Source organism: Kitasatospora sp. NPDC048715 (assembly GCF_043198905.1).
Classification (GTDB): Bacteria; Actinomycetota; Actinomycetes; order Streptomycetales; family Streptomycetaceae; genus Kitasatospora; species Kitasatospora lactacystinica.
The window spans coordinates 33,461-55,259 of the sequence record NZ_JBICVH010000009.1; the positions used below are offsets into that span (position 1 = coordinate 33,461).

Here is a 21,799-nt window from a genome sequence, read left to right on the forward strand (position 1 = left end):
CATTGTTGTTATCTGATCACTCCACACGGGTCTCCGAGGAGGCAGCGGCGGACGGATACACGGCAAGACGGAGTGCGGACCATGAACGCTGATGTGCAGAACAGGACCGGGACCACCCTGGTGCTAGCGGCGCAGGCAGGTGACCGGCAGGCCCAGGAGGCGCTGGTCGCCGCCTGGCTGCCGCTCGTCTACAACGTGGCCGGCCGCGCCCTCGGCGGCCACGCCGACGTGGACGACGTCGCGCAGGAGACCATGATCCGCGCCCTGGACGGCCTGGACGGGCTCCGCGACCCCGAGTCCTTCCGGTCCTGGCTGGTCGCCATCACCATGAACCAGGTGCGCCGTCGGCACGCCGCCGGCCAGCAGCAGCCGACCGTCGGCGGGCTGGACGAGACCTGGGAGGTCGCCGACCCCCGGGCCGACTTCACGGACCTCACCATCCTGCGCCTCGGCCTGTCCGGCCAGCGCCGCGAGGTGGCCGAGGCCACCCGCTGGCTGGACCCGGACGACCGGGAACTGCTCGCCCTCTGGTGGCTGGAGGCCGCCGGCGAACTGACCCGGGCCGAACTCGCCGACGCCCTAGACCTGAGCCCGCAGCACACCGCCGTGCGCGTACAGCGGATGAAGAAGCAGCTCGAAGCGGGCCGCATCGTCGTCCGCGCGCTCTGCGCCTACCCCCGCTGCCCCGGACTGACCGAGCTCACCGCGGGCTTCGACGGCACCCCGAACTCGGTCTGGCGCAAGCGCATAGCCCGCCACATCCGCGACTGCGCCGACTGCGACGGCCTCGGCCGGGACCTCTTCCCGGCGGAGGGACTGCTGGCCGGCCTCGCCCTGGTGCCGATCCCGCTCGACTGGCCCGTGCTGCTGCACTTCCAGCACACCGCGGCCGCCGTCGTCTCCTCGGCGGCCGCCACCGGAACGGGAGCCTCCACCGGAGCGGGGGCCGGGGCGCATGCCGGTGCCGGGGCGCATGCGGGAGGGCACGGCGGCTGGGCCGGCACCGCGGCCCGCAAGGCCGTCCTGGCGAGCGGGGCGGCCGCGGCGGTCGCGGTGACCACCCTGGCCCTGGTCTGGCCGCAGGCCGAACCCCCGCAGCCGGCGGCACCCGAGCCCACCGCTCCGGCCGCGGCACCGGACACCCCGACGGCCGCCGCCGCACCCGCTGCCGTCGTCCCCGAGCCGACCCCGCTGCCCGCGGAGAGCCCGACGGCGACGGCGACGCCCGCACCGACGCCCACCGCGACCCGCACCGCCGCCGCGACACCGCAGCCCAACCCGGAACGCCAGCTGGTGGACCTGGTCAACGCCGAACGCGCCAGGGCGGGTTGCGCCCCGCTGCGGATCGACCCCCGGCTGCACGGCACGGCCCAGAAGCACGCGGACGACATGGCCACCCGCGGCTTCTTCGACCACGTCAACCCGGATGGCGTCCGCACCGAGGCCCGGATCACCGCCGCCGGCTACCGCTGGTCCCAGTGGGGCGAGAACCTCGACCGGGGCCCGACCACCCCGGCCGCCGTCTTCGCCCGCTGGATGGACGGCGGAATCCACCAGTCCAACATGCTCGACTGCGGATTCAAGGACATCGGCGTCGGCTTCGCCACCAGCTCCGCCGGCACCCCCTACTGGACCCAGGACCTCGGAGCCCCGATGTCCTGAACCGTGACCGGGGTGGTGGGCGGTGGGCGCCGGACTACGCGGGAGTGGCCGCCACCAGGCCGTTCGCCGACCCGGTCACATAGCCGGTGGCGTCCCCGAGGACGCCGCCCGCGTCACCGACCTGCCCGGGCACCACGTCCGGAGCGCTGCTCAGCGGCCCGGGCAGTCCCTCCTGCCCGCCCACGGCACTGGCGTGCGCACTCGGCGCGGTGAGGGAGGCCACGACACCAACGGCGAGCGAGGCAACGGCGAGCATGCTGCGCTTCTTCATGGCCGGTCCAACGACGCTGCGCCGGAAGGGTTACGGCCCGGACCTGCCGCGGGCCCGCGGCGGGAGTGTCCGGAAAGGTTGGACGGCCCGCGAACCGACCGGGACTCTGCCGGGCGGCGGGCGGGCCGTGGGAACCACCATGGCCCCACCCGCCCCTGCCGGTCAGGGGCGCGTACGGGGCGACCGGACGCACGGCGGCGCGCCGGGCGTGCACCAGCAGCCCCAGCCGCGCCGTCAGAGCGTTCCGGAGCCCCGCGCCACCCCGGGCCCGCCCGCCCCTGCGGCCCCACGCTCCCAAGCCGAGGGCCCGGGAACCGCCACCCCCGCAGCGCCCGGCGCGGCCGGAACCGCCGGCACCGCCCCCGTCGGGCCGACCGGGCCCACCACCCAGTCCGGATGCCCCGGCATCGGCGGTGTCCGCAGCCCGTGCAGCCAGTCGTGGAGGAAGCCGCGCAGGTCCTGCCCGGACACCGCGGAGGCCGTCCGCACGTAGTCCTCGGTGGTCGCGTTCCCGTAGCGGTGGGTGCCCAGGAAGGTGCGCTCGATTCGGTCGAAGGCCTCCGCCCCGACCTTCTCCCGCAGCGCGAACAGCACCAGAGCGCCGCCGGTGTACCGCTGGCTGTCGAAGAGGTCGGCGGCGGTGGGGGAGGCGACCGGCCCGGAGTCGTGCCGCCACTGGTCGCCCAGCCCGTAGACGTAGCGCATCCGGTCGACCAGCGTGGTGTGACCCCAGGCGTCCGGCCACCCGCGCTCGTAGCGGTACATCAGCCCGTAGAAGTCGGCGTGGCCCTCGTTGAGCCAGAGGTCGGACCACCGGGCGGGGGAGACGCTGTTGCCGAACCAGGAGTGGACCAGCTCGTGCATCATGTGCGAGCCGATCGCCGGCTCCGCCTGCCGCAGGAAGTTCGGCTTGTACAGGGTGAGCGTCTGGGTCTCCAGACCGGTGAAGGCGAACGCGGCCGGGTCGTCCGTGTTGACCGGCAGGATCCCGTACACCTCGAACGGGAACCGCCCCAGGTGGGCTTCCGCCCACACGAGCTGGCCGGGGGTGAGGGCGAGTGCGGGCTCCAGCTCGGCGGCGCGGGCGGTCGGCACGACGTCGCGCAGGGGCAGGCCGTGCGGGCCGGTGCGCTCGCGCACGGTGTAGTCGCCGACCGAGACCTGGACCAGTTCGGTGGCCATCGGCTCGCGGGAGACGTACCGGCGGGTGGTGCGGCCGTCGCCCAGCCGCTCGGTGGCCGTCAACTCGCCGTTGGCCACGCCGAGGAGAGCGTCCGGGGCGGTCACCGCGATGGTGAACCGGGCCTTGTCGCCCGGGTGGTCGTTGCACGGGAAGACGGTGTGCGCGCTGTTGGGCTGGCCGGCCACCGCGAAGCCGTCCGGGGTGGGGACCCAGCCGGTGTGCGGCAGCGCGGCACGGGGATCGGCGCTGTACTCGACGGTGAGCCGGGTGACGGCGCCCGGCAGGAACCGCCCGGCCGGGGTGACCGTCAGCTTCTCGTCGTGGGCCGCGAAGTCCGCCGGCCGTCCGTCGACCCGGACGCCGCGCACGGTCAGCCCGAGCGCGTCCAGCTCCAGCCGGGCGAGGGCGCGGTCCGGCCGTACGGTGATCACGGCCGTGCCGTCCACCGTCCTGGTCCCGGCCCGGTAGTCGAGGGCCAGGTCGTACCGGAGCGCCCGGTACCCGGTGTTCCCGAGCGAGGGGAAGACCGGATCGCCCGGCCCGTCGGCGGCGCCGGCCGTCGGCACGCTCGCGGAGAGCACGACCGCGCTGAGCACGAGCGAGGGAAGGAGACCGGCGCGGGGCCTGAACAAGGGTGATCACCGCACTTCACGAGCGGGAGCGGGGGAGAGGTCGGGAGCCGCCGGAACGGGAGCCCGGCCACGGATGCTAGTGGACTGCCGCAGGGCCCGGGCGCGATCGGTGCGCTTCGACGACACCCCGTGGTCCCCCGGACGGCCCAGAGTGATGGCGCGGCCGCCGCACGCGGTCTACCGTGAGGAGTGCATCGTCCCCTGACGGACGATCCACGGCCGTCGGAAAACCTGGCCAGGTCCGGCGGCCGTACTCTCTTGCCCCGGCACCGCGTGCCCGGCCGCACCCCGTAGGCTGGCGGCTCTGACGACGCCCGCGTACCGGATGCCAGGAGCCGCCGTGACCAGCCCAGCTTCACCCGTTCTGGTGATCGGCGAGTGCGTGGCCGACATCGTCCGATCGGGTGCGGAGCCGGACCGGGTGCACCCCGGCGGCAGTCCCGCGAACGTCGCCTACGGCCTGGCCCGGCTGGGCCGCCCGGCCGTGCTGCTCACCGAACTGGGGCCGGACGCCAACGGCCGGCTGATCCGGCGGCACCTGGAGTCGGCGGGTGTGCGGGTGCGGGCGGCCGAGGTCGCCCGGACGCCCTCGGCGGTGGTGGAGCTGGACGAACAGGGGCGGGCCCGCTACACCTTCGACATCCGCTGGACGCTCCCGCCGACCGAACTCGCCGAGCCGCCCGCCGCGATCCACCTCGGCTCGATCGCGGCGGTCACCGAGCCCGGCGCGGGTTCGGTGCTGGCGCTGGTCGAGCGCTGGCGCGGGCGGGCGCGGATCAGCTACGACCCGAACGTGCGCCCGGCGCTGATGGGCGACCGGGCCGAGTCCGTCCGCCGGGTCGAGCGCTGGGTGGCGCTGAGCGACCTGGTCAAGGCCAGCGACGAGGACCTCGCCTGGCTCTACCCGGGCGAGCGGCCCGAGGCGGTCGTCGAGCGCTGGCTGGCCCTCGGCCCGGCCGTGGTCGCGGTCACCCTCGGGGCCGAGGGCGCGTTCGCCCGCACCGCCGGGGGTGGACACGCCGAGGCCGCGGCCCTCCGGGTGCCGGTCGCCGACACCGTGGGTGCCGGCGACTCCTTCATGGCCGCCTTCCTGCACGCCCGCACGGCCGGCGCCGGCCTCGCGGTCTGCCTCACCCACGGGGTGACGGCGGCCGCGCTGACCGTCGCCCGCCCGGGCGCCAACCCGCCCTCGGCGGCCGAACTCGCGGCCGCCCTGACGGACGGGCCGCCGTCCCACGCCCCGGCGAGTGCCGGGTAGCCGGGCCCAACCCGCCTACCGCGCAAGGGCGGTGAGGTCCTTCCCGTACCAGATCTCGGCGTACGGGCCGCTGCTGTAGGCGGGGATCTCCCGGTACCCGTTCCTCAGGTAGAGCGCGCGGGCCTCGGTCAGGTCGAGGCGGGTGTCGAGGACGATCCGGTCCGCACCCAGGGAGCGGGCGGCCCGGTCGACGGCGGCCAGCAGTTCGGCGCCGCCGCCGGTGCCGCGCAGGCCGGGGCGGACGAAGACGCGGGTGAGTTCGGCGGTGGTGGCGTCGAGCCGCCGCAGGCCGGCGCAGGAGTGGGCGACGCCGTCGTGACGGCCGATCAGGAAGAGGCCGTCCGGGGCGGCGAGGTCGTCGCTGGGGGAGCCGGCCAGGCCGGCCTCCAGCTCCTCGGGGGTGCCCTCCCGGTCGAAGTGCAGGCGGTAGTAGCGGTTGGCCACGTCGTAGTAGTACTCGCGCAGCAGGTCCAGGGCCTCGGGGGCGGTCACGTCGGCGGTGGCGACGGTCCAGGGGGCGGAGCTGCGGGGCGCGGTGTCGGTCATGCGCGCATGATCCACTTCATGGCGCCGCCCCCGCAATCGGTTTTCCCGGCGGCCCGGCCCGGCCCGGCTCGAACCGCCTCTGCTCCACCCCGACCGCCCTGGTCCACCCCGGTCGTCCGTCCGGTCGGCCGCCGCCCGGGCAAAGGAACGGCAAGGCTCCGGTGCGTCGTTGCCCCGCGCGGGTGACGTGGGGATTGGCGGTGGTGCGCGGCGGGGGAGCAGTGCAGCTATGAACAGACCATCAGGTTGTCGTATTAGTGGGGATCTGAGGGGGAATCAGCAGCGCCGGAGCGGCGTACGGACCGGCCTGCTGGCCACCGTCTGCCTCTCCGCCGTCCTCGCCGGCTGCGCCGGTCCGGCCGCTCCCGCCCGACCGAAGCCCGCCCCGGCCGCCGACGCGAACGCGGCGCCCGCCGCCGAAGCCGCCGCGGCTCCGGAAGGTGCCGCAGCGGTACAGGCCGCCGAGGGCCCCGCCCGCGCGGGCGCCCCGCCCGTGGAGCGGCCGCAGCTGCCCGGCCTGGCCCGCAAGGAGGAGCAGAGCGGCGGCGAGGCCACGGCCCGTCAGGAGGTGGCCGCCCGCGCCGCGGTGGAGACCGCGCAGCGCTGGGGACTGGAACGCCCGCCCCTGAAGGCCCCGCCGCGCCCGGCGACCAGGCCCGCGCTCACCCAGGGGCAGGGAGTCAAGCTCGCGGAGGGCCGTCCGCCCGTCGTCTACCGGGTCCCGACCGACGACAAGGTGGTCTTCCTGACCGTCGACGACGGCGCCGAGAAGGACCCCGAGTTCTCCCGGATGGCCGAGGAGTTGGGCATCCCGCTCAGCACGTACGTCTCCGACTACCTCGCCCGCGAGAACTACGGCTACTTCCGGGACCTGCACGCCCACGGCGTGGAGATCAACAACCACACGATCAACCACCGCAACCTGAAGGTGCTGGACTACGAGACCCAGCGCCAGGAGATCTGCAACCAGCAGGACCAGCTGGAGCAGCAGATCGGTGTCCGTCCCCGGCTGTTCCGTCCGCCGTACGGCGAGTACAACGACGACACCCTGCGCGCCGCGGCCTCCTGCGGGGTGGAGGCGGTGCCGTTGTGGAACGAGGAGGCCTTCCCGGACCACATGGAATGGCGCTACGACGACCAGCAGCTGCATCCGGGCGACATCATCCTGACCCACTTCCGGGGCACCGACATCTGGAAGGCCTCCATGCCGGACCTGCTGCGCAAGGTCGTCAACGACGTCACCGCGCAGGGCTTCGCCCTGGCCCGGCTGGACGACTACCTGTAGCACCTGTCGGCAGGGGCCACCCGCCGCGGCCACCCGGCGGCCGCGGTCCGGGTGGCTCGGGGGGCGGGCGGTGGCTCGGGGCCGGGCGGCTCAGCCGAGCGAGAGGGCGTCGAGGTACACCCAGGCGCCCTCGTGCCGCACGAAGCGGCTGTTCTCGGTGAGCACGCCCTCCTCGCCGCCCTCGGTCCAGTGGGCCCGGAAGGCGACCGTGCCCTGCGCGTGGAACGCGCCGCCCTCGGTGGTGGCGACCACCTCCAGCGCGGTCCAGCGCAGCCCCGGGTCGAAGTCGACCTCCGCGGGCCGGGTGTCCGGGTGCCAGGTGCGCAGCAGGTACGCCTCGTCCTGCGCGGCGAAGGCGCTGAACCGGGAGCGCATCAGGGACTCGGCGGTGGTGGCCGTCGACTGGCCCCGGTGCAGCCGGCCGCAGCAGTCGCCGTAGCCGGCGGAGAGGCCGCACGGGCAGGGGGAGGAGGGCAGCAGCCGCGGCGCTGCGGCGCGGGGAGCGGAACGACGTCGGGACATGGCGTCCATTGTCCCCCACGCGCCGGACGGCTCCCCGGCCGCCCCGCGCACGGCGGGAACGGGCCCGCCCCCGGGCGCACCGGGGGCGGGCCCGTCCGTGTCACCCGGAGGTCCGTCCCGGTGGACCGGCCGGCCCTTCGTCGCGGGCTCCACCGTCCGGCAAGAATCGCGCGGGTTGTGGCGAGCCGCCCGCCACCTGCTGTTCGTCGCTGATAGTAGTTGCCTGGTCGCGGAGCGATCCCCGTCAGGAGCCCGTCCCCCGCAGGCTTCTCCGGCGGGCCGCCTTACAACGTACGGAGCGGTCATGGGTGGCAGACAGCGTCCGCCGAGAGTGCGGACCCCTCGCCGGGGCAGGCCCGCCGGCGCCCGCCCCCGGGTGAACTCCCGGGCGGAGTTCGCCCGCATCGAGGGCTTCCTGGCCTGGGAGGCGGAGGTCGCGGCGGCCGAGCGGGACGCCCGCGCGTTCGCCGCGCAGTTCCCGTGGCTGCCGGCGGCGGAGCGGGAGAGCCTCGAACAGGCCTACGCCGCCGATCGGTTGCGCTACGCCGAGGAGGTCGTCGACCGCGCGGTCGAGCGATGCCGCCGGCTGGCCGCCCGGTACCGCGTCGAGTGCCGCCGGATCTGCGCCCGCTGGGCGGCGCTCTGCCTCTCCGTCACCGTGACGGCGGCGCTGTTCGCCGTCGTCCCGGCCGTTCTGCGCGGCTGAGCGGACCGGGCCCGCCGCCGGCGGGCCCGGGCACGACGAGGGCCCGCCGCACCGTTCCCGGCGCGGCGGGCCCTCGTCGTGCCCGGGAATCAGTGGTGGCCGTGGCCGCTGCTGATCTCCTCGTGCTCCTCGACGGTGGGCTTGGCGATCTGGCTGCCCTTGCCGTAGAAGCCGCGGGAGAGCTTCACCCGCGTGCGGGTCCACAGCCCGGTCTTGCGGGCCACCCCGTTCTCGTCCACCTCGGGCGGCAGCTCGGAGGGCTGGGGCTGGTCGTGCGCGGTGAGGGTGTAGAGCCGGCCCGGCGGCAGCGGGGCGTGGATCTCGACGAACTCGCCGTGCTGGAGCCGGTTGATGACGCCGGTCTCCCGGCCGTGCAGCACCTTCTCCTTGTCCCGCCGCTGGAGGCCCAGGCACCACCGCTTGGTGATCACGAAGACGACGACCGGCACGGTGAAGAAGCCGATCCGCACCGCGTAGGTGATCGCGTTGATCGAGAGGTGGAAGTGGGTGGCCAGCAGGTCGTTGCCGCCGCCGGCCAGCAGGAGCAGGTAGAGGCCGATCCAGGCGGCGCCGAAGGCGGTGCGGACCGGGGCGTTGCGCGGCCGGTCGGCGATGTGGTGCTCGCCCCGGTCCCCGGTGATCCAGGCCTCCAGGAAGGGGTAGCCCCAGACGACCATCAGCACGAGCGGGAAGACCATCAGCGGGATGAACACCCCGAGGTTGAGGGTGTGGCCGCCCCAGACGCTGATCTCCCAGCCGGGCATCACGCGGATCAGGCCCTCGGAGAAGCCCATGTACCAGTCCGGCTGGGCGTCGGTGGACACCTGGTCCGGACGGTACGGCCCGTACGCCCAGATCGGGTTGACCGTGGCGATCGCGGACATCACCGCGACCACGCCGAAGACCAGGAAGAAGAAGCCGCCCGCCTTGGCCGTGTAGACCGGCAGCAGCGGCATGCCGACCACGTTCTGGTTGGTCCGGCCGGGCCCGGCGAACTGGGTGTGCTTGTGGTAGAAGACCAGGATCAGGTGTGCCGCGAGCAGGCCCAGCATGATGCCCGGGATCAGCAGGACGTGGACGGTGAACAGCCGGGGGATGATCTCGGTGCCCGGGAACTCGCCGCCGAACATGAAGAACTGCAGGTACGACCCGACGATCGGGACGGCGAGGATGGCACCCTCCATGAAGCGGATGCCGGTACCGGAGAGCAGGTCGTCCGGCAGCGAGTAGCCCATGAAGCCGTCGAACATGCCGAGGATCAGCAGCAGCGCGCCGAAGACCCAGTTGATCTCGCGCGGCTTGCGGAACGCGCCGGTGAAGAAGACGCGCATCATGTGCGTCAGCATCGCGGCGACGAAGACGATGGCCGCCCAGTGGTGGATCTGGCGCATCAGCAGGCCGCCGCGCACGTCGAAGCTGATCCTGAGCGTCGACGAGTAGGCCTCGGACATCGCGATGCCCCTGAGCGGGACGTACGTCCCCTCGTAGACGACCTCGCCCATGCTCGGGGTGAAGAACATGGTCAGCCAGACGCCGGTGAGGATGATGATGACGAAGGTGTAGAGCGCGATCTCACCCAGCATGAAGGACCAGTGGTCGGGAAAGATCTTGCGCAGATTGGACTTGGCCAGGGAGTAGATGCCCAGTCGGCCGTCGGTCCAGTCGGCCAGGGCCTCGGCCTTGTTGGCGGGGTCGGCGCGCGTGCTGGTCACCGGTCCCGGCTGCGACTGCTGGTCGGTTCTCACGACGGGCTCCCCGGCGTCCTCGGCGTGCCGTGCTGGAGGCCCGCCGGCGGGAACACCGGCCGGCGAAGTGTTGTGATCATGGGACCTCTCGATACGGGCCCGCCGGCCGGACCGGCGCGCGGACCAGGTGTTCCACTGGACCCGTTGCTCAGGGTGATGGAGCGCTTACTCTGTCATGCTGTCGGCAGGGGGCCGACTGTGCACGTCCATCGGCCCGTCCGGCCGCTCGTGTCGGGCCGGACGGGGGCCCCTGACGCCCGATCGGCTGGCCGCCGCTCGGCCCAACGGGTGCCGATGCTGCGGTCGAGTGCCGCTGAACCGTTTCGGCGCGCGCCGCGGCCGGGGGTCGCGTGGTCCCGGGCCTACGCTGCGCCAATGGTGGATCACCGTGAACTCTTCGAGGACGTCACCGAGGCCCTGGCCCGCGCCGGGTTCGACACCGGACCGGGGCCCTCACCGCTGTGGATCGACCGTCACCCCGAGGGCGTGGTGGTCGGCTGGACGCCGGGCGCGGAGCCGGGCGGACCACCCTCCCGGGAGGCGCTCGCGGCGCTGAGCGGCGCGGCCGCGGTCGTGCTCCGCGAGTGCGGCTACCTCGTCGCCGGGACGGAGGAGGGCGATCTGCTGGTGCGCTGCGCCGAACCGGTGACGGTCCCGGAGTCGTCCGAGCCGGAGCCGGTCCCGGAGCAGTGGTGGGGGTGACCGCGGACTCCTGACGACCCCTGAGGCCCGCGGGCCCGGTCAACGCGAGGGCGGGCTCATACCGAATCCTTACCCGAAGCGGGGGTGCGGTTGACCTTGCCGGCTCTAAGGTTTGCCTAAGCTAAGCCGTCGCCCCGGACCCCGGTGTCCGGGGCGTTCGGCTGTGCCGCTCCACCGCCACCGCGGCGGAGGCGAGAACAGGTGAACGACCCGGGCCGGGCCCGGGGAAGGAGCCCGCCGCATGTGGGACGAGGCGTTTCCCAGCTTCCTGATCGGGCTGCGCGAGGGCCTGGAAGCCGGACTGATCGTGTCGATCCTGGTCGCCACCCTGGTCCGGGCGGACCAGAGGGCCCGGCTGCCCCAGGTGTGGACGGGCGTCGCGGCGGCCGTCGCGCTCAGCCTGAGCTTCGGCGCGGTGCTCACCTTCACCGCCGCCAACCTCTCCGGCCACGCGCAGGAGGCCTTCGGCGGGGTGCTCAGCCTGATCGCGGTCGGCTTCGTCACCGCGATGGTGTTCTGGATGCGACGCTCGGCGCGCACCCTCTCCGCCGAGATCAAGGAGAAGGTCCGGGCCTCGCTGGCGATGGGCGCCGGTGCGCTGGTGCTCACCAGCTTCCTCGCGGTCGCCCGGGAGGGCCTGGAGACCTCGCTCTTCCTGTGGACCAACGTGCGCACCGCCGGCGAGTCCACCGGGCCGCTGATCGGCGCGGCCCTCGGCCTGCTGCTCTCGGCCGGGCTCTGCTGGGGCCTGTACCGGCGAGCCCTGCGGATGAACCTCACCCGGTTCTTCACCATCACCGGCATCGGCCTGATCGTCGTCGCGGCGGGCGTGCTCGGCTACGGCCTGCGGGACCTCCAGGAGTCCGGGCTGATCGGCGGCGGCACCTCGTACGCCTTCGACCTGGGCGGGCACCTGGACGCCTCGTCCTGGTACGCGACGCTCGTCCAGGGCACGCTCAACCTGACCGTCACCATGACGGTGCTCCAGGTCGTCGGCTACGTCGCCTACCTGGGCATCGTGATGACGCTGTTCGTCGAGGGCGTCCGCGGCGGCACCAGTGCCCCGGCCGCCGCGCCCGCCGCGCCCGCCGCTGCGGCCGCGGCGGTTGCGGCGGTCGCCGAGAAGCCCGCCGGGGCCGACGCGGAGTCCGAGGCCCCGCCGGCGCGGGCCGGCCGGCCGCGCTGGGTGCTGCCGACCGCGGCGGTCGCCGTCCCGGTGGTGCTGGCCGGCGCCGTGATCGCGATCAGCGACGGCAAGCAGGGCGGCTCCGCCACCGTCGCCGTCTCCGAGCAGGAGTGCGGCAAGGGCTTCGCCGCCCCGCGGCCCGGCCAGCAGGTGTTCCAGATGCGCAACACCGGCGACAAGGTCGCCGAGGTCTACCTCGTCGACCCGGGCACCGGCTCGGTCTACGGGGAGATCGAGGGCCTGGCCCCCGGCACCACCCGCGCCCTGACCGCCACCATCGGCTCCGGCGACTACGCCTGGCGCTGCGTGCCCACCGGCGGGAAGCCCGTCACCTCGGCCGCCGTGCACGTCAGCGGCGCCGCCGTGGTCAAGGCCGTCAAGCCGGTCGCCGAGGACGACCTCAAGGCCCCGCTCGACAGCTACAAGCAGTACGTCGGCCAGGGCCTCGCGACGCTCGTCACGCAGAGCCGGAAGCTCCAGGCCGACGTGCGCTCCGGCGACCTCGCCACCGCGAAGGCCGACTGGCTCGCCGCCCACCTCCAGTACGCCTCCCTCGGCGCCGCGTACGGCACCTTCGCCGACCTCGACGGCAAGATCGACGGCCGCCCGGACGGCCTCGCCGACAAGGAGAAGGACCCGGGCTTCACCGGCTTCCTGCGCCTGGAGTACGGCCTCTGGCACGACCGGTCCGCCGAGGAGCTGACGCCCGTCGCCGACGACCTGGCGCAGAACGTCGACCAGCTGGCGCGCGACTTCCCCGGGCAGGACTTCGCCCCCGGCGACCTGCCGCTGCGCGCCCACGAGATCCTGGAGAACACCCTCCAGTTCGAGCTGACCGGCGACACCGACATGGGCAGCGGCACCAACCTGGCCACCGCCCAGGCCAACCTGACCGGCACCCAGGAGCTGCTGACGCTGCTCCAGCCGCTGCTCGACGAGCGGGACCCGCAGGTGCTCGTCAAGGCGAACGCCGGGATGAAGCGGGTCGGCGACCTGCTCGCCGCCGCGCACCGGCCCGAGGGGTGGACCCCGGTCGACCGGCTGCCCGCCGACGCCCGCCGCCAGCTCAACGGGGCCACCGGCGAACTGCTCGAAGACCTCGCCCCCGTCCCCGCCCTGCTCGAAATCCGGAAGGCCGCCTGATGACCGACCACACCGCAGCCACCGGGTCCTGCCACTTCCCGCACGCCGCGCCGGCCGAGGCCACCGCGGAGGGCGGCTGCCCGGCCGGACCGGCCCGGCGCAGCTTCGTCCGGGCCGCGCTCGGCGCCGGTGCCGGCGCGGCCGTGCTGGCCGGTGGCGGCCTCGCCCTCGGCGCCGGCCGGGCCGCCGCCGGGGACGGCAAGCAGGACAAGACCGGGGCGGTGCCGTTCCACGGGGCCCACCAGGCCGGCGTCACCACCCCGGCCCCCGGCTTCGCGGCCTTCGTCTCCTGCCAGGTGATCGCCCAGGACCGCAAGGGCCTCGAAACGCTGTTCCGGACCCTGACCGAGCGGATCCGCTTCCTCACCGCCGGCGGCACCCCGCCGGACCTCGGGGTCGGCGCGCCGCCCTCGGACAGCGGCATCCTCGGCCCGACCGTCCCCGCCGACCACCTGACCGTCACGGTCGGCGTCGGCGCCTCGCTCTTCGACGACCGCTACGGGCTGGCCAAGGCCAAGCCGGTCAGGCTCGCGCCGATGAAGACCTTCCCGAACGACAACCTCCGGGCCGCCGAACTGCACGGCGACCTCTCGCTGCAGATCTGCGCCGACCGCCAGGACACCGTGCTGCACGCACTGCGCGACATCACCCGGCACACCCGGGGCGCGATGCAGATCCTCTGGCGGATCGACGGCTTCCAGAACCAGTCCCGCCCGGACGGCGCGCAGCGCAACCTGCTCGGCTTCAAGGACGGCATCGTCAACCCCGACACCGGCTCCGCGCGCGAGATGGACCGGCTGGTCTGGGTCGCCGACGGGACGGGAGAACCCGGCTGGGCGACCGGCGGCAGCTACCAGGTGATCCGCATCATCCGGATGCTGATCGAGTTCTGGGACCGCGTCACCCTCACCGAGCAGGAGAAGATGTTCGGCCGCCGCCGCGACACCGGCGCGCCGCTGGACGGCGCCCGGGAGACCGACGCGCCCGACTACGCCAAGGACCCGGACGGCAAGGCGATCCCGCTCGACGCGCACATCCGGCTGGCCAACCCGCGCACCGCAGACACCGACACCTCGCGCATCCTGCGCCGGGGCTTCAACTACGACCGGGGCGTCGACCAGGCGGGCAACCTGGACATGGGCCTGGTGTTCTGCTGCTACCAGCAGGACGTGGTCCGGCAGTTCGAGGCCACCCAGACCCGGCTGATCGGCGAGCCGCTGGTGGACTACATCTCGCCGACCGGCGGCGGGTACTTCTTCGTCCTGCCGGGCGCGAGGGACGAGGCCGACTGGCTCGGGCGGGGGCTGCTGGCCGCCGTCTGACGGCGGGTCCCACCGCGGGCCCGGCGCTGCCACGCGCCGGGACGGTCCGCGCCGTCAGCCGCCGAGGGTGAAGCCGATCACCGCGCCGCCGCCCTCCCGGTTGGCGGCGAAGGCCGTCCCGCCGTGCGAGCGGGCCACCTCGTGCACGATGGCCAGGCCCAGCCCGGAGCCGGGCAGGCTGCGAGCGGCGGTGGCCCGGTAGAAGCGGTCGAAGACCCGGTCGAGGTCGGCCGCGTCGATGCCCGGGCCGCGGTCGCGCACCTCCACCCGCGGGCCGCGCACCACCACCTCGATCGGGCCGGTCCCGGAGGGGTCGAACTTGGCGGCGTTGTCCAGCAGGTTGCCCACCGCGCGGGCCAGCGCGTCCGGCCGGGCGGTGACGACGGTTCCGTCCGCGTCCACCACGATCTGCCGGTCGCTGCGCCGCCGGGCCTGGGCGGCGGCCTGCCGGACCACGTCGGCGAGCAGCACCCCGGTCGGCTGCTCGTCCGCCCTGCGGTCCGCCGCGAGCGCCACCAGCTCCTCCACCAGCTGGGCCAACTCCCGTGACTCCTCCAGCAGATCGGCCATCAGCGCGGCACGTTCGGCGGGCGGCAGCCGGTCCAGGCCGGGCAGCACCGAGAGGTTGGTGCGCAGGCTGGTCAGCGGTGTGCGCAGCTCGTGCCCGGCGTCCTGCACCAGGCGGCGCTGGTTCTCCTTCGCGGTGGCGAGCCGGACCAGCATCCGGTCGAAGGCCCGGCCGAGCCGGCCCACCTCGTCCGTTCCGGCGGCGGGCACCGCGACGTCCAACCGCCCACTGGTGGCGACCAGTTCGGCCGCTTCGGTGAGCCGGACCAGCCGTCGGGTGATCCGTCGGGCGAGCAGCCGCCCGGCCCCGCCAGCGAGCACCGCGACGATCGCCACCAGGGCGACCGTGCGGGTCCGCAGGGTGCTCAGCAGCTTCTCGGAGGGTCCGACCTGCTGGATGATCTGGACCGCCCCGCGCCGCCCGCCGAGCGAGACCACGCCGACCCGGTAGGCCTCGCGGTGCCGGTGGCGCAGCCCGATCGAGGTGCGGCCCGGCTGGTCGGCGTGGGCGAGCTCGTGGTCGGACGGGCTCGGCGGCAGGTCGAGCCGGGCGGTGCCGGGCAGCACCGCGCCGTCGGGGTCGAGCGACTGGGTGGTGACCCGGATCGGGCGGACCAGGTCGGCGCTCAGGCCGCTCGGGCCGGCGAAGTCGCCGGGGAAGAGGACCTCCCGCTGGACCTGCCGGCCGACGGAGTCGACGGCGGCGCCGAAGTCGGCGGTCTCGTCGTCCCGGATCAGCCGCGCGGCGGCGTCGTAGCCGAGTGCGCCGATCAGCACCGCGACCAGCGCGGCGATCGCGGCGAAGGCCAGCGCGAGGGTGGTGGGCAGGCCCGGGCGCGGCAGCCGGGGGAGGCGGCGGGCGGGGCGCGGGAACCGCGGGAACCGCAGGAACCGGGGGAGGCGGCGGGCGGGGCCGGTCACGGCTCGCGCAGCGTGTAGCCGACGCCGCGGACGGTGTGGATCAGCGGCACGAGGCCCGGACGGTCGAGCTTGCGGCGCAGGTAGCCGATGAACACCGCGAGGTTCTTCGAGCCGGGGCCGAAGTCGTAGCCCCAGATCTGCTCGTACAGGGTGGCCTGGTCGAGGACGGCGCCGGCGTGCCGGACGAGCAGCTCCAGCAGGTCGAACTCGGTGCGGGAGAGTTCGAGCTCCCGGCCGGCGCGCCAGGCCCGACGGGCCGGCGGCTCGACCCGCAGGTCGGCGACGGTCAGCGCCTCGGCGGCGGGCTCGGGCGGGTGGCGGCGCAGGAGGGCGCGCAGGCGGGCGAAGAGCTCGTCCACGTCGAAGGGCTTGACCAGGTAGTCGTCGGCGCCGGCGTCGAGGCCGGCGATCCGGTCGGGGACCTCCACCCGGGCGGTGAGCATCAGCACCGGGGTGCGGTCGCCGGCCGCGCGCAGCCGGCGGCAGACCTCCAGGCCGTCCGGCTCGGGCATCATCACGTCGAGCACCAGGACGTCCGGGCGCTGTTCGGCGTGGACGGCCAGGGTCTGGGTGCCGTCGGCGGCGACCCGCACCCGGTAGCCCTCCAGCATCAGGGCGCGGGCGAGCGAGTCGCGGATGGCCCGGTCGTCCTCGGCGATCAGCACGGTGTGCGTCATGGCGGAGATTCTCCCTGACGTGCTCACGGCGCCTCCGGTCGGGGCCGAGGTGTTCCGGGTCCGCTCCGCGGCCCTCCCCGACGCCCGCGGCTGTTGCGCGGTGCTTCGCGGGCGTACGGTGGCCGTACGGTGGCGCGCCGCCGGGTGGGCCGCCTGGTTCGAGTCGGCACGCCCTGCCGGAGGCCGCGATGGCAGACCGGATGGCCTTCTTCACCACCCCGCGCGCGGAGCGGGCGCGGCGGGACGCGCGGGAGCGCCTGGGGGACTGGCGGGAGGTGTACCGGCCGGGCGAACTGCTGCCGGTGGTGGGCGGGCAGGCGGGGCGGTGCATGGACTGCGGGCTGCCGTTCTGCCACCACGCCTGTCCGCTGGGGAACCTGGTGCCGGACTGGAACCGGCTGGTGGCGGAATCGGGGACGGGCCAGGAGCCGGGTACGGGTACGGGAACCGGGGCGGGTACGAGGGCGGAGGCGGACGCGGGAGCGGATTGGCGGGCGGCCGCGGCACGGCTGCTGGCCACCAACAACTTCCCGGAGTTCACCGGGCGGCTCTGCCCGGCGCCCTGCGAGAGCGCCTGCGTCCTGGCGATCGACGGCGCCGCGGTGGCGATCAAGAACGTGGAGCTGGCGATCGCCGACCGGGCCTGGGAGGCGGGCTGGGACGGGCCCCGGCCGCCCGACCGCCCCGAGCGGGCCGCTGGGCGGCGGATCGCGGTGATCGGCTCGGGCCCGGCCGGGCTGGCCGCCGCCCAGCAACTGACCAGGGCCGGGCACATTGTCACGGTGTACGAACGGGCCGACCGCGCGGGCGGACTGCTGCGGTACGGCATCCCGCCGTTCCGGCTGGAGAAGCACCGGCTGGAGCGCCGACTGGACCAGCTGCGGGCCGAGGGCACCGCCTTCCGCACCGGGGTGTGGGTCGGCCGGGACGTCCCGGGCGAGGAACTGCGATCGGGGTGCGACGCGGTGGTGGTCGCGGTGGGGGCGACCGCCTGCCGGGAGCTGGCGGTGCCGGGCCGGGACCTGTCCGGGGTGCACCAGGCGATCGACTACCTGACCTGGGCGAACCGGGTGGACGAGGGCGACCGCCCGGTCTCGCCGGTGTCCGCCGAGGGGCTGGACGTGGTCATCGTCGGCGGCGGGGACACGGCGGCGGACTGCCTGGGAACGGCGCTCCGTCAACGCGCCGCCACCGTCACCCAACTGGACATCAACCCCCGCCCGCCGCAGGACCGGGCCGCCGGACAGCCCTGGCCGGTGCACCCCAAGGTGTACCGGGAGACCACCTCGCACGAGGAGTCCGGCGCCGCGGCGGCCGGGCCCCGGGTGTTCGCGGCGACCACCGTCGGCTTCGAAGCCGGCCCGGACGGCCGGCTGGCCGCCGTCCGCTTCGCCGAGGCCGAACCGGCCGACCGCAGCCCGCGGACGGGCACCGAACGGAGCCTGCCCGCGCAGCTGGTGCTGCTCGCGCTGGGCTTCACCGGGCCGGAGCCGGACCGGCGGCTGTTCGCCCAGCTCGGCCTCGCCACCGGGCCGGCGGGCACCCTGGCCAGGGACGACGGCTTCGCCACGGAGGCGCAGGGCGTGTTCGTGGCGGGGGACGCCGGACGCGGGCAGTCACTGATCGTCTGGGCGATCGCCGAGGGGCGGGCAGTGGCGGCGGCGGTGGACCGCTACCTGCGCGGGTGGACGGAGCTTCCGGCGCCGATCCGGGCCTCGACGCGGGCGCTCACGGTGTGAGTCCGGGAGCACCCGCGCCGGGGCCGGGCCGGGTCGGGGTGGCCGGGGCGGGGCGAGGGTGGGGCCGTCGGACCGGGTGTCAGAACAGCGGCAGGCGGCGGAGGAACGCGTCCTCGACGCCGTTGGTGTCCGCGGGGACGAGGGTGCCGTCGGAGGAGGTGAACACCACCGCGGTGCCGAGGGCGTCGGCGTACGGGGCGTGCGAGGGACCGGCGCTCTGCGCACCGTCGCCCGCCACGCTGACCCGCTCGGTGCGGCCGGTCCACAGGTCGTGCCGGAACACGTCCTCGGCGTTGTTGGTGTCGCCGGGGACGAGGTTGTCCGCCTCCGAGCTGAAGAGGACCCACCGGTCGTCCGCCGTGATCCGGCCGCCGTAGGAGCCGAGGGTGGTCGTCGTCCCGGGCAGGCCGGTGCTGACCAGGGTCTCGGTGCCCTGCTTCAGGTCGCGGACGTAGACCTCGAAGTGACGGTCCCACTGGGTGCCGCCGTGCAGGACCCAGGAGGAGTAGACCGCGTAGCGGCCGTCGGGGCTGATCGAGGGGTTGACCGCGCCCTTGTAGCCGCCGTCGCCGTCCGGGCTGGCCAGGCTCGTCCGCTCGGTGCGCAGGTCGCGGACGTACAGCGGGTAGGTGCGCGGCTTGAGGATCTCCGCGCGGGCCCCCGGCCGGAGGGTGGCCGCCGGGTGGAAGGAGTCGGCGACGAACTCCCGGTCGGAGCCGGCCCTGAGCTCGGCGACCGCGGCGGGGGAGAGGGCGCCGGCCCCGCCCGCGCCGAGGAGGTTGGTCGCCTTGGAGATGAAGACGACGGTGCTGCCGTCCGCGCTGATCTCCGGAGCGGAGGAGGAGGCGTCCGCCTCCTTGCCGTCGGCGCCGATGCTGACCAGGCGGGTGTCGCCGGTCCAGCGGTCGGTGACGTAGATGTTGCCGCCGAACCAGGTGACCGTGCCGGGGGCGAGGTCGCCGCGGTTGGACTGGTAGGCCACGTACCGGCCGTCCCAGCTGATCGAGGGGACGCCGGACAGCTTGCCGGTCTGCGGAACCCCCGTCCTTCCGACGCTGACCAGGCGGGTGTCGCCGGTCCAGCGGTCGTGGACGTAGACGTCCTCGGAGCCGCGGTTGGCACCGGGGGCGAGGTTGGTGGCGGTGGAACTGAACGCCACGTAGCGGCCGCTGCCGCTGATCGTGGCCTCGTAGGAGTCCCCGTCGGCCTGGACGCCGTCCGGGCCGGTGTCCACCCGCTCGGTGCGGCCGGTCCACAGGTCGCGGACGAAGACGTCCGACCTGCCGTTGGTGTCGCCGGGCACCAGGTCGGCGGCCTCCGAGGTGAAGACGGTGAAGCGCCCGTCCGCGCTCAGGCCGCCGGCCTGCGAGGCGCCGGTGGCCTGGGCCTGTCCGAGGCCGACGGAGACGCGTTCGGTGCGGGCAGCGCCCGGCAGGGCGGCCAGGCCCGCTCCGGTCGGGGCCGCTTCGGACGGGGCCGCTCCGGTCGGGCCCGCCTGGGCGGGCACGGCGACGGCGGCGGCCAGTGCGGCGGCCGCGAGGACGCAGGCCGCGCGCAGCGGGCGGCGGATGAGGTTCATCTGGTTCCCTCCCCTGGGATCGGCCGTGCCGCGTCGGCGGTGGACGCCGAACTCCCCGGCGGCCGGCTCGGGGTGAGCCAACCGCCGGGCGGGGCGGTCGGTCAACGGGTGGGCGCCGGGAGCGGCGTTTTCCCGCCGGGGGAGCGCGGACGCGGTCGCATCGGGTACGTACGGTCTTTGCTACGATCCGGCGAAGCTGGTGTCAGGAGTTGTGCGTGTACGGGTCGGAGGGTGGGGACGTGGGTTCCGATGGGCGGGCGGTGACGTATGTCGAGGTTCGCTACACCCCGACGGACGCCGACTTCCGGGAGGCCTTCGCGGCGTGGGACCGGCACACGGCGGTCGGACGCCGGTCGCGGCGAGCCGTGTACACGGTGGCCGTCGGCGGGACGGCGGTTGCCGGACTGCTCGTCGTCCTCGGCGGGACGGTGCCGCTGCTGGTCGCCCTGCTGGTGGTGCTCGCGCTGCTCGTGGTTCTCGCGGTGCCCGCGACACGGGTGCGGCGGGTGACGAGGGCGGCGGCGGACAAGGGCGAGTTCAGGGTCCTGCTGGACGACGACGGGGTGGTCGTGAGCACCGAGGCCTCGGTCACCGAGTTCGCCTGGCCGGAGCAGCGGTACTACCTGGAGACGCCCCGGCTGTTCCTGCTGCTGAGCGGCAACGAGGAGGCGGGGGTGCTGACCATGCTGCCCAAGCGCGGGGTCGACGACCTCCGGGGGCTGGGGGAGCTGATCGACCGGCACGCGACGGCGCTCGTCCCGGACTGAGCGGTGGTTCCTGGGGCGGTCCCTGGGGCGGTCCCTTCGGTGGGGCCGGTGCGGCCGGGGCGTGGGGCGCGTCACGGGGTGGGCTCCGCCGGGGCCGGCCCGGTGCGGTGCGCCCGCCGGTCGTAGCGCCAGAGCGCGGGGATCGCGGCGGACAGCGCGGCCGAGCTGCCGAGGCAGAGCAGGCCGCCGGTGCGCAGGGCCGCCCGGATGCCCTGGCGGGCGGCGAGCCCGCCCGCCCGCAGGTCGCCCAGGGCCGGCCCGGCGGAGCCGATCAGCATCTCCAACCCGGCGGCGCGGCCCCGGAGTTCGTCCGGAATGGACTGGTTCCAGATGGCGCTGCGGAAGGTGTCGCCGATCCAGTGGGCACCGCCCGCGACGGCCAGGCAGAGCAGGACGGCCCACAGGCCCGGGGCGAACGCGGCCGCCGCCGTCGCCGCGCCGACCAGGGCGGCGGAGAACAGGACGAGTCGGCCGTGCCGGTGGACCCGCTCCGCCCACCCCCCGGTCGCGGCGGCGATCAGGCTGCCGACCGCGCCGGCCGAGTAGAGCAGGCCGAGCGCCCAGGTGGCGTCCAGGTCCGCGGCCAGGAACGGGAAGAGCGCGGTGGGCAGGGCGAGGACGGTGGCCGTGAGGTCGGCCAGGTAGGTGCCGATCAGGTCCGGGCGCCGGGCCGCGTACCGGGCGCCGTCGAGGAACTCGGTGAGCTGCGGCACCTCGGCGTCCCGCTCCGAGGGGACCGGCCGGACCCGGGCGAGCAGGGCGATCGAGAGCAGGAAGGTGCCGAGGTCGACCAGGTACGCCGCCGGGACGCCGGCGGTCGCGATCAGCAGGCCGGCCGCCGCCGGGGCCGCCACGCCGCCGATGCTCCAGCGCAGCGAGAGCAGGGAGCCGGCCGCCACCAGCTGGTCCTGGGGCACCAGCCGGGGGATCATCGCCTCCACCGAGGGCTGCTGGACGCCCTGGAGCGCCGCCGCCACCCCGGCGGCGACGTACAGCGGCCAGACGGCGGGGGTGCCGAGCAGCGCGTTGGCCAGCAGCAGGGCGCTGAGCGCGGCCAGGGCGACCTCGGTGACCAGGGCGACGGTGCGGCGGTCGGCGCGGTCGGCGAGGACGCCGCCGTAGAGGCCGAACAGGACGGTGGGTACGAGTTCGACCGCGCCGACCGCGCCCACGGCCAGCGGCGAACCGGTGAGGTCGGCGATCTGGAGCGGGATCGCCGTCATGGTGAAGATCGAGCCGAGCAGGGTGACGGTGCCCGAGGTCCAGGTCAGCCGGAAGTCGCGGGAGGACCGCCAGGGCGCGGTGTTCGGCAGCAGTCGGGACCAGAAGCGGTCCGTTCCGGAGGTGCTGTCCGTTCCGGAGGTCGGGTTCGGTCCGGAGGTCATG

General features: G+C 74.8%; 18 protein-coding genes. 9 read left to right on the top strand and 9 right to left on the bottom strand.

Features of this window, described 5'->3' with window-relative positions; all coding sequences use genetic code 11:
• Positions 1-81: 81 nt before the first annotated feature.
• On the top strand, positions 82-1,662 hold the full coding sequence (locus tag ACGFSC_RS17990) for a sigma-70 family RNA polymerase sigma factor (protein ID WP_359908808.1): 1,581 nt from the start codon (positions 82-84) through the stop codon (positions 1,660-1,662).
• Between the two features lie 34 nt (positions 1,663-1,696).
• On the opposite strand, the gene ACGFSC_RS17995 is transcribed toward ACGFSC_RS17990, so the two are convergent.
• Positions 1,697-1,933, bottom strand: coding sequence for a hypothetical protein (locus ACGFSC_RS17995; RefSeq protein ID WP_359908806.1), 237 nt, complete (start codon positions 1,931-1,933; stop codon positions 1,697-1,699).
• 234 nt (positions 1,934-2,167) lie between these two features.
• Positions 2,168-3,748 carry a M1 family metallopeptidase gene (locus ACGFSC_RS18000; RefSeq protein ID WP_392863588.1) on the bottom strand — a complete coding sequence of 527 codons (1,581 nt, stop codon included), beginning with the start codon at positions 3,746-3,748 and terminating at the stop codon, positions 2,168-2,170.
• Between the two features lie 340 nt (positions 3,749-4,088).
• Between ACGFSC_RS18000 and ACGFSC_RS18005 the strand changes: the two genes are divergently transcribed.
• Positions 4,089-5,006, top strand: a complete 918-nt coding sequence (locus ACGFSC_RS18005) for a carbohydrate kinase (protein WP_359908801.1) — start codon at positions 4,089-4,091, stop codon at positions 5,004-5,006.
• A gap of 15 nt (positions 5,007-5,021) precedes the next feature.
• On the opposite strand, the gene ACGFSC_RS18010 is transcribed toward ACGFSC_RS18005, so the two are convergent.
• Positions 5,022-5,552: a GNAT family N-acetyltransferase gene (locus ACGFSC_RS18010; RefSeq protein ID WP_359908798.1), complete on the bottom strand. Its 531-nt coding sequence runs from the start codon at positions 5,550-5,552 to the stop codon at positions 5,022-5,024.
• A gap of 229 nt (positions 5,553-5,781) precedes the next feature.
• On the opposite strand from ACGFSC_RS18010, the gene ACGFSC_RS18015 reads away from it, so the two are divergent.
• Positions 5,782-6,837, top strand: a complete 1,056-nt coding sequence (locus tag ACGFSC_RS18015; protein ID WP_359908795.1) for a polysaccharide deacetylase family protein — start codon at positions 5,782-5,784, stop codon at positions 6,835-6,837.
• Positions 6,838-6,927: 90 nt separating this feature from the next.
• Here the strand turns inward: ACGFSC_RS18015 and ACGFSC_RS18020 are convergent, their stop codons facing one another.
• On the bottom strand, positions 6,928-7,359 hold the full coding sequence (locus ACGFSC_RS18020; RefSeq protein WP_359908792.1) for a YchJ family metal-binding protein: 432 nt from the start codon (positions 7,357-7,359) through the stop codon (positions 6,928-6,930).
• A gap of 331 nt (positions 7,360-7,690) precedes the next feature.
• Between ACGFSC_RS18020 and ACGFSC_RS18025 the strand changes: the two genes are divergently transcribed.
• Positions 7,691-8,065, top strand: a complete 375-nt coding sequence (locus ACGFSC_RS18025; RefSeq protein WP_359908789.1) for a cytochrome C oxidase subunit I — start codon at positions 7,691-7,693, stop codon at positions 8,063-8,065.
• 89 nt (positions 8,066-8,154) lie between these two features.
• Here ACGFSC_RS18025 and ACGFSC_RS18030 read toward each other — a convergent pair whose 3' ends face one another.
• Positions 8,155-9,777: a cytochrome bc complex cytochrome b subunit gene (locus ACGFSC_RS18030; RefSeq protein ID WP_359908833.1), complete on the bottom strand. Its 1,623-nt coding sequence runs from the start codon at positions 9,775-9,777 to the stop codon at positions 8,155-8,157.
• A gap of 408 nt (positions 9,778-10,185) precedes the next feature.
• On the opposite strand from ACGFSC_RS18030, the gene ACGFSC_RS18035 reads away from it, so the two are divergent.
• From ACGFSC_RS18035 to efeB, 3 genes are all read left to right on the top strand, one after another.
• Positions 10,186-10,512 carry a hypothetical protein gene (locus ACGFSC_RS18035; protein WP_359908787.1) on the top strand — a complete coding sequence of 109 codons (327 nt, stop codon included), beginning with the start codon at positions 10,186-10,188 and terminating at the stop codon, positions 10,510-10,512.
• Positions 10,513-10,753: 241 nt separating this feature from the next.
• The gene (gene efeU, locus ACGFSC_RS18040) at positions 10,754-12,841 is read left to right on the top strand and encodes an iron uptake transporter permease EfeU (RefSeq protein WP_359908784.1); all 2,088 of its coding nucleotides are present in this window, start codon (positions 10,754-10,756) and stop codon (positions 12,839-12,841) included.
• Complete coding sequence (efeB, locus tag ACGFSC_RS18045; protein ID WP_359908781.1) at positions 12,841-14,163, top strand: iron uptake transporter deferrochelatase/peroxidase subunit; 1,323 nt, start codon at positions 12,841-12,843, stop codon at positions 14,161-14,163. Before efeU ends, efeB begins: the two co-directional genes overlap by 1 nt.
• Before the next feature lie 54 nt (positions 14,164-14,217).
• On the opposite strand, the gene ACGFSC_RS18050 is transcribed toward efeB, so the two are convergent.
• Positions 14,218-15,651, bottom strand: coding sequence for an ATP-binding protein (locus ACGFSC_RS18050; protein WP_359908778.1), 1,434 nt, complete (start codon positions 15,649-15,651; stop codon positions 14,218-14,220).
• Positions 15,648-16,328, bottom strand: coding sequence for a response regulator transcription factor (locus tag ACGFSC_RS18055; protein WP_359908776.1), 681 nt, complete (start codon positions 16,326-16,328; stop codon positions 15,648-15,650). Before ACGFSC_RS18055 ends, ACGFSC_RS18050 begins: the two co-directional genes overlap by 4 nt.
• Positions 16,329-16,516: 188 nt before the next feature.
• On the opposite strand from ACGFSC_RS18055, the gene ACGFSC_RS18060 reads away from it, so the two are divergent.
• Complete coding sequence (locus ACGFSC_RS18060) at positions 16,517-18,067, top strand: glutamate synthase subunit beta (RefSeq protein ID WP_359908773.1); 1,551 nt, start codon at positions 16,517-16,519, stop codon at positions 18,065-18,067.
• Between the two features lie 79 nt (positions 18,068-18,146).
• Here the strand turns inward: ACGFSC_RS18060 and ACGFSC_RS18065 are convergent, their stop codons facing one another.
• Positions 18,147-19,646, bottom strand: a complete 1,500-nt coding sequence (locus ACGFSC_RS18065) for a hypothetical protein (RefSeq protein WP_359908770.1) — start codon at positions 19,644-19,646, stop codon at positions 18,147-18,149.
• A 239-nt stretch (positions 19,647-19,885) separates the two neighbouring features.
• On the opposite strand from ACGFSC_RS18065, the gene ACGFSC_RS18070 reads away from it, so the two are divergent.
• Positions 19,886-20,413 (top strand): YcxB family protein, encoded by a 528-nt coding sequence (locus ACGFSC_RS18070; RefSeq protein WP_380356746.1) that lies wholly within the window; start codon positions 19,886-19,888, stop codon positions 20,411-20,413.
• Positions 20,414-20,484: 71 nt separating this feature from the next.
• Here ACGFSC_RS18070 and ACGFSC_RS18075 read toward each other — a convergent pair whose 3' ends face one another.
• The gene (locus ACGFSC_RS18075) at positions 20,485-21,798 is read right to left on the bottom strand and encodes an MFS transporter (protein ID WP_359908764.1); all 1,314 of its coding nucleotides are present in this window, start codon (positions 21,796-21,798) and stop codon (positions 20,485-20,487) included.
• Between the last annotated feature and the right edge of the window lies 1 nt (position 21,799).